The sequence below is a fragment of the Bacillus sp. SRI_025 genome (assembly GCF_057592095.1).
This window is the reverse complement of sequence record NZ_JBYEGB010000006.1, coordinates 50,619-62,328: the sequence shown is the minus strand read 5'-3', so window position 1 is coordinate 62,328 and position 11,710 is coordinate 50,619. Positions and strand designations below refer to the sequence as shown.

Below are 11,710 nucleotides of genomic sequence, written 5' to 3'. Positions count from 1 at the left end.
AGATGTATGCATTGAAGGTCGTGAAATTTGGTGGCAGTTCACTTGCATCTGGCAAGCAGCTGCAAAAGGTATTTGACATTGTAACAGCAGATCCAGCTCGAAAAGCAGTCGTTGTTTCCGCACCAGGAAAACGGCATTCAACGGATACGAAGGTCACCGATCTATTAATTAGCTGTGGTGAACAATATTTACGTTTAGGCGAAGCACATGATTTAAAGGAAGCCGTCATCGAGAGATATGCCTCAATAGCGGATGAACTCGGATTAGGTCAAGACATTATCGATACCATCAGGCAAGATCTCGACACATTATTACAGGCTGATTCATCCCGCCCTGAGTGCTATCTTGATGCCATTAAAGCAAGCGGTGAAGACAATAACGCTAAGCTCATTGCTGCCTATTTCCGCCACCAGGGTGTTGAAGCTCATTATGTGAATCCAAAGGAAGCTGGTTTGTTTGTGAGCGATGAGCCTGGCCAAGCGCAAGTCCTGCCGGAGTCATATGATCATTTGTACAAATTAAGAGAGCGCTCTGGCATTATTATATTCCCTGGCTTTTTTGGCTTTAGCCTAACAGGAGACATCGTCACCTTTTCGCGAAGTGGCTCCGATATTACCGGCTCCATTTTGGCAAACGGTCTAAAGGCAGATGTGTATGAAAACTTTACAGATGTGGATGCTGTCTATGCTGTCAATCCAACGATCGTTCATGAACCGAAAGAGATTACAGAGCTGACATACCGGGAAATGCGCGAGCTGTCTTATGCTGGTTTTTCTGTGTTCCATGATGAAGCACTTATTCCGGCCTTCCGTGCAGGCATTCCAGTTCAGATTAAAAACACCAATAACCCGTCGGCAAAGGGTACAAAAATCGTGAATCAGCGGGACCATACAAATGGACCTGTTGTTGGAATCGCTTCAGACAATGGATTTTGCAGTATTTACATTAGTAAATATTTGATGAACAGAGAAGTCGGTTTTGGACGTAAGGTGCTGCAAACACTAGAGGAATATGGGCTTACGTATGAGCATGTTCCTTCTGGCATTGACGATATGACCATTATTTTACGGCAGGATCAGCTGGAGGAGCAGCATATTGAAGAAGAGCTGCTAGACCGCTTAAAGCTCGTGCTTGATGCAGATGAGGTCGTTTTAGAGCGGAATCTCTCGCTGATTATGGTTGTAGGAGAAGCGATGCGTCATAATGTTGGCACAACAGCAAGAGCGGCAAAAGCGCTGTCAAAAGCGAAGGTCAATATTGAAATGATCAATCAAGGTTCTTCAGAGGTCAGCATGATGTTTGGCGTCAAAGCGGCTCAAGAAAAAGAAGCTGTTCAAGCCTTATATGAGGAATTTTTCTCTATGTCTACTGTCCCTGTCTCCCTTTAATCAGCAGGCTGCCAGATCTTAAGATCCGGCAGTCTTTTTTCCTCTCACCGATTCGAGTTCTCTGCGCATTAAAGTGTATCTATTTCTCGTTTGATTTTGTATGATAGATACAAATCAACTATCCGTTCCGACCTATGATCGGAGCTACAAGGAGTCCTAAAACAATGCCTCGTCAACAACTATTAAAACAGTTTCGCAATTTTCATGATGCTTCTACTAGTATTTTAAACATGATGAGTCAATTCATTGGTGTGAATACACTGTTTATCGCTAAAAATGATCAAAACACCAATCAAATTGTAAAAGTGTTAAATCATGACGAGCAGCTTCTTGAAGAAGGGGAAGAACTTCCTTATGAAAAGACATTTTGCAAGCTGGCGGTCGACCATCAGGCTACACTTGTGATCCCTGACATTTCGAAAGATGACCGTTTTAAATACTTAGAGGTCACGAAAAATCTTCAAGGCGGCTCGTTCATTGGGGTTCCCATTGATTTCACAGATGGGACGAACTACGGAACGATTTGCGGACTTGATGTGAGACCAAATCATTTCACAGAAGAGCATGTGTATATGTTTGAAACGATGGCTTCTTTATTAAGCTACGTTCTCGAGCTAGACCGTGCCAACAGGCAGATTCAGCAATTGTCTGTACCGATCGTACCAGTTGTTGACGGTGTCGCCGTGCTTCCTCTGCTTGGTGATATTGAAGAGACACGTGCTCAGCATATTTTGGAAACCATTTTACAGGAAAGCTACAGGCTGTCGCTCTCTCATTTGGTTATTGATGTATCGGGAACAAAAAGCCTGAATGAACAGAGCATTCAATATTTGGTCAGCTACGCACAAACGCTGAGACTTTTAGGAATTTCGGCAGTTTTAACAGGCATTAAACAAGACCTTGCTTTAAGTGCGATTCAATCCAATATATCGTTTAAAGACATCACCATCCGAAAAGATTTACCGCAGGCACTTGCTCATATTGGGTTAACGTTTACCAAAAATGAATAAGTGGTGATTCACCAAAAAGGGCTAAAATGAACTTCATTTTAGCCCTTTTCTTCTGGAAACGGCAGTCGAATGGTAAATGTCGTTCCATTGTTTTTTTCACTTTTCATATCAATATGCCCTTCATGTAAGTCCACAAGCTGCTTCACGATGGACAAGCCCAATCCATATTCTCCATACGGTGTATTCGTTCTTGAGATATCCGCTTTATAAAAACGTTCCCATATGTGTTTGACTTCATCTGGCGCAATGCCAATGCCTGTGTCTTCCACTTCAATGATCGTCTCTTGATTTCCTTGTTTTCCTCTTAAGTAAATACGACCACCTTCTGTGAATTGAATCGCGTTCTTTGTGATATTGACAAGCATTTGAATGAGCCTGTCATAATCCGCATAAACCTTTAGCTTGGGATCAACATCCACGATCAGCTGATTGTTTTTCTCTTCGGCGATTCGGCCCAGCTGTTCTTTCATCACTTCAAATGTGTCAATGAGTGGATAGTGAAATTTCTGAAGGGTAATTTGATTCGATCTAATTTTCTCATAATCCATATTTTCATTGACGAGGCGCAGCATACGTTTTGTCTCGTCAGTAATTAAGGAATAGCATTTCTCTTTCTCTTCTGCTGACACATCCGCTGTGTTCAGCCATTCCACCAGTCCTCGAATGGTGGTCAGCGGTGTTTTCAATTCGTGAGACACATCTGCGATGAATTGGCGTCTGCGCTTTTCGAGCCGGTCAATTTCCTCTCTTGATTGCTGAAGACGCTTGGCCATCATATTAAAATCCTCACCAAGTGTGCCAATTTCATCAAGGTGTTTGTTTTCAAGCTTGATGTTGTAATCACCTTGCGCAATCTTTTCAGTCGCCTCTCTCAACTTTTTGATGCGGTTCACATGAAATTTAGACAAGAACAGGCTGAGAATAAAGGTGATCGTCAGTGCCACAAATACGATGATATACAGATAACGATTCATTTGGGCGATGAGCTGTTCAGCGCCTTGAATCGGGGCAATAAGGACGACTCCACCCTTTAGCTTTCCATCCTCCATGACAGGGAGTGCCACAAGTGATGCCTCTTGATCAAGGCGGCGTGAATCACTTCGCTTGTCAATGATTTGCTCTCCTTTTGAGAGTTTGGCCCATAAATCCTTTGTCAATAATACTTCATGCGGCGGCATCTCTTGCTGCTGAGAGAGAATATCTCCTTTTTCATCAAACACGAAAAAACGAATTTGCCTCGTCGAAAGAATATCTTCAAATGGACGCAGACGAAAGGTCATCTCGCTTTTAGGGAGTCGTTTATAATCTTGCAAGATTTCATTCCCATAGGAGCTCATTTCATTCACTCTGTTTTGATAGGCAATATCTTTCACAAAATGAGATAAAAGGGTGCTGATAATGACAATGGCGATGAGCAATAACCCAAGATGACTGATCAGCAGCTGATAAAAATATTTAATCTTCATCGAACTTATACCCTACGCCCCATACTGTATACAAAAAGGGTTTAGGCCCGTCCCCAATTTTTTGGCGCAGCCGTTTAATATGGACATCTACCGTTCGTTCATCTCCATAAAATTGATATCCCCAAATTTGCTCAAGCAATTGTTCTCGTGAAAATACTTGCCGAGGATGCTGAATAAAAAAGCACAACAGATCGTATTCCTTCGGTGTGAGGTTCTCTATTCGCTCTCCATCCAGGAAAACTTCCCTCGTTTTCTTATCCAACTGAAAATGTACTGTCTCCAGCCGTTCACCCTCATTCACCTTTTCTTGAGTCGTTGTATGAGCAAAGCGTCGTTTCACCGCTCTAATTCTTGCCATCAAGGTTAGTGGGCTAAAGGGCTTGGTCACATAATCATCTGCCCCAAGATCAAAACCAAGTACCTGATCAGATTCGGTTTCCTTTGCTGTCAGCATGATAATCGGAACATCACTGATCTGGCGCACCTTTTGACAAATGGTCAGACCATCCATCGAAGGAAGCATGACATCTAAGATGAGCAGATCCCAATCCTCCTCTTGCTGAAAACGATTCAGTCCTTCTAATCCATCATGAACGAATTCAGCTTGAAATCCCTCTCGTTGAAAAAACATATCCGTCATTGTACAAACACTCTGATTATCTTCAATCATTAATATTTTCATCATCAGCCTCCGCTGCTGCCATTGTTTTTCTTTATGTAGCTTTATTTTACATCTTCCCTCTCAAATCTCAATTGGATTCCACTGTTTTCATGAACTTATCATCGTTTGGTCATCTTTTATTCATACTTTTTGAAAGAACTAATACTGCGGTGAATCACATGAGTTTTTTTATGATGGAATTGCAGAAGATGGTCAAGATGTTAGTTGAAGTTATAATTCAACATTACTTTACAACATATCAAGATGAGGACAGTGTCATTTATGGTTCTTTAACTCATGAGGAAGTCTCATATATTTAGATAAAGAACTTCCTGACAGTTTATGATAGATCTATTTAAAAAAGCTCATCTCTATTGATGAGCTTTTTTATCATGCCAGCAACTTCAAATACGCAGCGTCGTTTCCCTCTTCAACAGCCTGTAAAATCTGCTGTGCTTGTGATGCGCTTGTGATGCTGCTTAACTTTTGTATGATATCTTCTTTCGATAACGCACAGCCTGGTGCTCCCTGAGGTACATCAACTCGCTTACTGATGTTGGTGCCGTCAAGTAAAGTGAGCTTTACAATCGTAAAGCGTCCTTTTGGAACAGCATCGGGATGAGGCTCTATCATTTGATCATATCCTCTACTCACCCGTTTCATCCATATCCGCATGTCTGATGGAATGCTTTTTTTCGTAAAGGCATCCAGCGTAAGCGTCTGTCCAAACACTGCAAGTGCGATGACATATTCGACACTGAATCGTCCTTCTTCTCCAGTCGAAGGTGTCTGCTCAATAAGCGCTGCATCTCCGCCTGGCGGGAATATGACCTCGACCTGTCTTACCTGCTCCGGCAAAAAAGCCCGCTCTTTCATTAAAGATTGGATCGCATCTGCCGCATGGTGGGCTGCTGAGCAGAATGGATATACTTTGAACCACAGCCCAGGTGAAACGATACGCCATGTAGAACCATAGCCTTCTAGCAAACGGCTTTCCGCACGCTCCTGATCCCCATAGAGTGAAAAGAAACCAAGTGCACCATCAAGAACCGAGTCACTCCCGCCAAAACCTGAACAAGCTAAATCCATAGACCAAACGGCTGTTTTAGCAGCTAAGCCGGCTTGTAATGGTTTCATATCAGAGCCAAATTGCTTTCGCATTCCAGCTGATTGCGCCCCGGCAAAGCCGATTGCTTTCGTCAGTTCTTCTCGTGTGACCTGCTTCAAATAGCCAATCGCACACACTGCCGCAATGGCACCGAGTGTTCCCGTATTATGCCAGCCCCGCTCATAATGCGCCTTGCCGATGGATTCGCCAAGTCTTGCCATCACTTCAACGCCTGTGATGTAGGCTGCTAAAAACCGCTCGCCATACCCTTTGCCGTCTGTCAGCTGTGATAGCAGCGCCGGAATGATGACCGCACTTGGATGTCCTCTCACATCTGAGTGCACATCATCATAATCAAGGGCATGGATGAGGTAGCCGTTCAGCATCGCTGCGGATTGGCGGCTCACCTTCCTCCCTTGTCCCATGACAGGAATCTGAGCGGCTCCGCCTTCCTGTTCAACAAGCGCCATCAGCTTCTGAATCCCTTCATCCTCTTTCGCAGCAAGCGCTGATGCCGCAGCATCTAACAGGCCATTTCTAGCCATTTGAATGGCCCGTTCATCTTGCATCGGATCAGCAGAAAGCACTGCCTCTGCCAGTTGTTTTGTTAATTCCATGATCGAGACTCCAATGCCCGAACGGCAAGCTCAGCAAAGAAAGCAGCAGCAACCGGAAGTGCGTCTTCATTTAAAGTAAACGCAGGGTGATGCCACTCCTTCGTACCACTGGTCCCCATCCATACAAAAAAGCCTGGAATGCGTTCTTGATAAAGGGCAAAATCTTCTCCGCCCGGTGACTGCTCTGCCTGCACAACATGTAAGTCAAGCGAGCCCGCCGTTTCTTCTACTACCTTTGTCAGACCCTCATCATTCATGACAGAAGGCAAATACGGATGCCATCTCACTTCAGCCTCTGCTCCAAATCCCTCTGCAATCCCGCTGACGATTTGTTTCATAAGCTCTGGAATCATCGCTCTTACCTCAGGCTCAAACGTCCGCACCGTTCCTTCCATCTCGACACGGTCGGGTATGACATTCCATGATGTACCGCCCTGAATGCGTGTGATGCTGACAACCGCATGATGCAAGGAGCTGATGCGGCGGCTGACGATTTGCTGAAGGGCACTTGTGATCTGCCCGCTGATGGCAATGGGGTCCACCGTGTGATTTGGAATTCCGGCATGACCTCCCGTTCCTTTAATATCGATTTCAAACCGATCCACACTCGCCATCAATGCTTTTTCTCTAATGCCAATCGTGCCAACTGGCAGGTCAGGTTTGTTGTGCATGCCGAAAATCGCATCGACTCCATCTAAAACGCCTGCCTCTATGACGTGTTTCGCTCCTTGAGCAACTTCCTCAGCCGGTTGGAACAAAATACGGACCGTTCCTTTGATTTCGTGTTTCCGCTCCTTTAATAAAAGTGCCGCCCCAAAAATAGAAGCTGTATGGAAATCATGACCGCATGCATGCATTTTGCCCGGTACCTTTGAAGAAAATGGTTCGCCAGATGCTTCTTCAATCGGAAGTGCGTCAATATCGGCTCTCAGAGCAATCACCGGTCCTTCTTGTTCTCCTTTGATTTCACAGACAACGCCTGTTTGCAGGGCTGGGATATCAAGTACAGTGATCCCTTCCTCTTCTAACCAGCGGCGCAGTTTCTTTGTCGTTTCATATTCTTCAAACGCCAGCTCTGGATGCTCATGAAGCGCTCGGCGAATGTTGATTAAACGTTTGTTTAAAGCTTCATTTCCTATTGATTTCACTATCAATCACCCCTCTAAAGAATAAAAAGCAGCTTATGCTTCTTCAGCCGCTGCTTCTTTTTGGATAAATCGTTTCGTCCGTTCATTCTTCGTTTCATCAAATAACTCAGTTGGCGTCCCCTGCTCAATAATATGACCATCTGCCATGAATATCACATGGTCTGCCACTTCTCTTGCAAACGCCATTTCATGTGTAACGATGATCATCGTTGTTTCTTGAATCGCAATGGATTTAATGACTTGAAGCACACCTGAGACAAGCTCTGGATCAAGCGCTGATGTTGGTTCATCCAGCAAAATCGCATGTGGATCAACCGCTAACGCGCGGGCAATCCCAATCCGCTGCTGCTGCCCGCCAGATAATGTGACTGGATAGCTGTCAGCCTTTTGCTCTAGCCCTACCTGCTTCAGCAGTTTCATACCGATTTCATTCGCCTGCTGCTTTGTCATTTTTTTCGTCACAAGCAATGATTCTGTAATGTTTTGCAGTGCTGTCTTGTTTTTAAATAAATTATAGTTTTGAAACACCATGGCCGTTTGTTGACGCAGGTGATGGGCTTCTTTACGTGAATATTTAGACGCATCGAGCTTCGCATCGCCAATTTCAATCGTGCCTTCATCTGGTGTTTCTAATAAATTTAAGCAGCGCAGCAAGGTGGATTTACCGGAGCCAGAAGGTCCGATAATGGCCACAACCTGCCCTTTTTGCACGTCGAGATTGATTCCGTCTAAGACGACAAGGTCGCCGAATGATTTCTTCAAATTGGTGAGCTTGATCATGTCCACACCTCCTTAATTCCGGTAAGGTTTGCTGATTTTTCGTTCAAACAGGTCTTGCAGGAAGCTATAAATAATCGTCAGCACCCAATATACAATCCCTACAGCTAAATAGGTTTCAAAGTATTTATAGTTCGCCGATGCAATCATCTTCCCTTGTGCAAACATTTCTGCCACACCAATGGTAAAGGCAAGAGATGTTTCTTTTAAAAGACCGATAAAGGTATTTCCCGTCGCTGGAATCGCATTTCTAATGGCCTGCGGGAAAATAATTCTGACGTAAGACTGCCATCTTGTCATGCCGACAGATAAGCATGCCTCAAGCTGCCCTTCATCCACTGAGTTGAGAGCTGCTCTGAAAATTTCTGCTAAGTATGCTGAGTTTTTAATACTTAATCCGATAATGACCGCTGTTAAAGCATCCATTGAGGTCATCGCAGGGAATAGCTGCGGGAGACCAAAATAAATGAGAAAGAGCTGAACCAAGGTTGGAACCGCTCTGAAGAAAGAAATATACAGCTTGGCAAATTGGTATAAAACAGGTATCCGGTTTTTCGTAATAAGAGCGAATACCACACCAATGATAATGGCAAATACCATGGAGACAATCGCCATGAAGATCGTTATCGGCAAGTATTGAAGCAGTGTCGGAAAAACCGTCACCATATACTGCCAATCAATTTTGTTCATGTCTGCTCTTCACCGCCGCTGTTGTTATTTTTTAATTGGCACTGTGACATCGTCTTTGAAATATTTCTCAGACAATTTCTTAAGTGTACCGTCTTCTCTTAATTCTTTGATGGCTTTGTTAAATTCTTCTCTTAGTTTGTCATGCTTTTTATCTTTCGCAAATGGGTAGCCTACTTCTTCATACACAATTGGGTTGCCTACGATTTTCAGCGGCAGACCTGTTTTTTCAATTTGAGCAAGTAATACACTGCGTCCGTTGACATAAGCATCTACGCGGCCATTTGCCACTTCATTTAATACGCCGTCTTGCGTTTCATATGTTTTAATCTTAATTTTCTTATCTGGGTCTTTGCTCTCTAAGTTTTTAGCGTGGTTAGAGCCAAGAACCGCCGCCACTGTTTTTCCTTTTAAATCATCAAGACCTTTGATGTCGTTGTTGTCTTTTTTTACGATGATTTGTGTTCCTGCGTATGCGTACGTATCTGTAAAGTTAAATGTTTGTTTACGCTCGTCTGTAATGGCAACTTGGTTTGACACCGTATCGAGCTTACCAGATGTCAGCTGTCCCATTAGTCCGCTGAATTCGCTCAGCTGCCAGTCTAGTTTGTAACCAAGCTTTTTCGCAATGGCTTCTGTTACTTCAACATCGAATCCGACGAGCTTGCCATTGTCTTTATAAGCAAAAGGATAGCTTTGTCCAGTAGCACCTACTTTTAATACTTTTTCGTCTTTGCCTTCACTCTGATTATTGCCGCCGCAAGCTGCTAAAACTGCTAGCATTGCTGCAAAAAGAACGACTAGCCACTTTTTGTTTTTCATGTTCGAAAACCCTTCTTTCGTCTTATGGTTGTGTGATATCTGATCTTAATTGTTTTTTAAAATAAACCGTGATATGACCTTTGCCTAAATCCTTTTCTCCTGCTCTGACATAGCCTTTGCGCTCATACATTTCTACGAGCCACGGGTGCTTATCAGCTGTACCGAGTGACACGTACGGTACCTTTAGTGTATCCCTTAGTACTTCGGTTTCAACCCATTCCAGCAAGGCAGAGCCTGTCCCTTTTTTGGCGGCTGGTTCTGAGGCAAACCACCAGATGTGAGGGACGCCGAACGGTCCTGGCTGCTCTCCCCAAGGCATACGGAGTGATAAGGTGGATAGAAGCTTTCCGTTCTCTTCCATCACATAGCAAAGATTCTTTTGTACATTATTCTGAACGAGAGCGAAATCGGCATGTGCTGCTTGGAACTGGATGCCGAGCTCACGAATTGGCTCATAGGCTCTTGTTGTTAGTTCAAGCAGCGCCTCTATATCTGCCTCTGTTGCCAGACGAAACGTGTATCCCAACGTTAGTCACCTCACCTTATGTCGTGTAGCGATTTTTTGGCTCTGTTAGTCCGAGATTTTCTCGTAAGGTTTGTCCTGTGTAATCGGTTTTGAATAAGCCTCGTTCCTGAAGGATTGGGACGACGCGGTCTACAAACACATCCAGTCCTTCTGGCAAGAGCGGCGGCATCACATTAAAGCCGTCTGCTGCTTCTTCATTCAGCCATGTTTCCATCACGTCTGCCAGCTGCTTCGGCGTTCCAATGAAAATATTATGACCGCGTGAGCCGGCAACTGATTGATAGAGCTGGCGAATGGTCAGGTTATCCTTTCTCGCCATATTCATCACGAGATCAAAACGGCTTTTCACCGCATTTGACGTGCTCGGATCAATCTCTGGAAGCGGTCCGTCTAACGGATACTGAGACAGATCAATCCCGCCTAAGTAATTTTGCAGAATGCTCAGTCCAATCTCAGGAACAATCAACTCCTGTAATTCTTCATATTTTGCTCGGGCTTCTTCCTCTGTCTCAGCAATGATCGGGAAGATACCCGGCATGATGCTGACGTCCTCTCTAGCACGGCCAGCAGCCTCTACTTTCCCCTTCAAGCTTTGATAAAATTCCTTCGCTTTTTCGAGATCGTTTTGTGCAGTGAAAATGAGCTCTGCTGTTTTTGCTGCAAGCTTTTTACCATCTTCGGAAGATCCTGCTTGAATGATCACGGGCTGCCCTTGCGGCGTGCGTGATACGTTGAGAGGCCCCCTGACTGAGAAGAACTCACCTTTATGCTGGAGCTCATGAAGCTTACTAGATTCGAAGAATTCTCCTGTTTCCTTGTTTCTGATAAGGGCGTCTTCCTCCCAAGAATCCCAGAGACCTTTAACGACTTCAACGAACTCTTCTGCCCGTTCATAACGTTTATGGTGTGCTAAATGCTCTTCTCCGCTAAAATTTTTCGCTGTTTCTTCAATAGAAGAAGTGACCACATTCCATGCCGCTCTTCCGCCTGATAAATGATCAAGGGAGGCAAACTGTCTTGCAATATGGAAAGGCTCACTGTATGTAGTGGAAGCTGTTGCTGCTAAACCAATCGTTGAAGTAGACTCAGCAATCGATGAAAGCAGCGTGAGCGGTTCAAATCTCGTTAATACGTTCGGATGAGAGGTTTGATTAATGGATAAACTGTCAGCTAAAAAGAGCAAATCCAGCTTTCCTTCCTCTGCCTTTTTCGCTAATTGTTTAAAATAATCTAGGTTCATGGCTGCGTCTGGTACTGCATTCGGATGTCTCCAAGAGGCAACGTGATGTCCAGTTCCTGCGATGAATACGCCTAGCTTGAGCTTCCTTTTCGGCTGTGACACTTGTTCTTCATCCTTTCTATATCCTACATGTATCAAACTGAAGTCCTTAGAAGATACATTTTTCTGATTGAATTAATCGGTTTTATTAATAAAAAAAGGGCAAATGTTGCGAAAAATGAAAAATAATTATTACTATATGCCCTTTTTACAGGATTGTC

11 protein-coding genes are annotated in these 11,710 nt (G+C 44.1%); 2 read left to right on the top strand and 9 right to left on the bottom strand.

The window, feature by feature from the left end:
* Nucleotides 1–11 precede the first annotated feature (11 nt).
* Both AC20OE_RS16055 and AC20OE_RS16050 read left to right on the top strand, forming a co-directional pair.
* The gene (locus tag AC20OE_RS16055; protein WP_059375985.1) at nt 12–1,388 is read left to right on the top strand and encodes an aspartate kinase; all 1,377 of its coding nucleotides are present in this window, start codon (nt 12–14) and stop codon (nt 1,386–1,388) included.
* A gap of 164 nt (nt 1,389–1,552) precedes the next feature.
* Nucleotides 1,553–2,398, top strand: coding sequence for a GAF domain-containing protein (locus AC20OE_RS16050; protein ID WP_039176521.1), 846 nt, complete (start codon nt 1,553–1,555; stop codon nt 2,396–2,398).
* 38 nt (nt 2,399–2,436) lie between these two features.
* Here the strand turns inward: AC20OE_RS16050 and AC20OE_RS16045 are convergent, their stop codons facing one another.
* From AC20OE_RS16045 to AC20OE_RS16005, 9 genes are all read right to left on the bottom strand, one after another.
* Nucleotides 2,437–3,864 carry a sensor histidine kinase gene (locus AC20OE_RS16045; protein WP_047202694.1) on the bottom strand — a complete coding sequence of 476 codons (1,428 nt, stop codon included), beginning with the start codon at nt 3,862–3,864 and terminating at the stop codon, nt 2,437–2,439.
* The gene (locus AC20OE_RS16040; protein WP_039176516.1) at nt 3,854–4,546 is read right to left on the bottom strand and encodes a response regulator transcription factor; all 693 of its coding nucleotides are present in this window, start codon (nt 4,544–4,546) and stop codon (nt 3,854–3,856) included. The genes AC20OE_RS16045 and AC20OE_RS16040 overlap by 11 nt, the downstream gene beginning before the upstream one ends.
* Before the next feature lie 369 nt (nt 4,547–4,915).
* Complete coding sequence (locus AC20OE_RS16035) at nt 4,916–6,250, bottom strand: MmgE/PrpD family protein (RefSeq protein ID WP_487269006.1); 1,335 nt, start codon at nt 6,248–6,250, stop codon at nt 4,916–4,918.
* Entirely contained in the window at nt 6,241–7,398 is a 1,158-nt protein-coding gene (locus AC20OE_RS16030) for an amidohydrolase (protein WP_059374440.1), read from the bottom strand. Before AC20OE_RS16030 ends, AC20OE_RS16035 begins: the two co-directional genes overlap by 10 nt.
* Before the next feature lie 33 nt (nt 7,399–7,431).
* On the bottom strand, nt 7,432–8,178 hold the full coding sequence (locus tag AC20OE_RS16025; RefSeq protein ID WP_039176505.1) for an amino acid ABC transporter ATP-binding protein: 747 nt from the start codon (nt 8,176–8,178) through the stop codon (nt 7,432–7,434).
* Nucleotides 8,179–8,190: 12 nt separating this feature from the next.
* The gene (locus AC20OE_RS16020) at nt 8,191–8,865 is read right to left on the bottom strand and encodes an amino acid ABC transporter permease (protein ID WP_041089072.1); all 675 of its coding nucleotides are present in this window, start codon (nt 8,863–8,865) and stop codon (nt 8,191–8,193) included.
* Nucleotides 8,866–8,889: 24 nt separating this feature from the next.
* Nucleotides 8,890–9,684 carry an amino acid ABC transporter substrate-binding protein gene (locus AC20OE_RS16015; protein ID WP_024427304.1) on the bottom strand — a complete coding sequence of 265 codons (795 nt, stop codon included), beginning with the start codon at nt 9,682–9,684 and terminating at the stop codon, nt 8,890–8,892.
* Nucleotides 9,685–9,706: 22 nt separating this feature from the next.
* Nucleotides 9,707–10,210 (bottom strand): GNAT family N-acetyltransferase, encoded by a 504-nt coding sequence (locus AC20OE_RS16010; RefSeq protein WP_059374438.1) that lies wholly within the window; start codon nt 10,208–10,210, stop codon nt 9,707–9,709.
* 16 nt (nt 10,211–10,226) lie between these two features.
* The gene (locus tag AC20OE_RS16005) at nt 10,227–11,552 is read right to left on the bottom strand and encodes an LLM class flavin-dependent oxidoreductase (protein ID WP_059374437.1); all 1,326 of its coding nucleotides are present in this window, start codon (nt 11,550–11,552) and stop codon (nt 10,227–10,229) included.
* Nucleotides 11,553–11,710 lie beyond the last annotated feature (158 nt).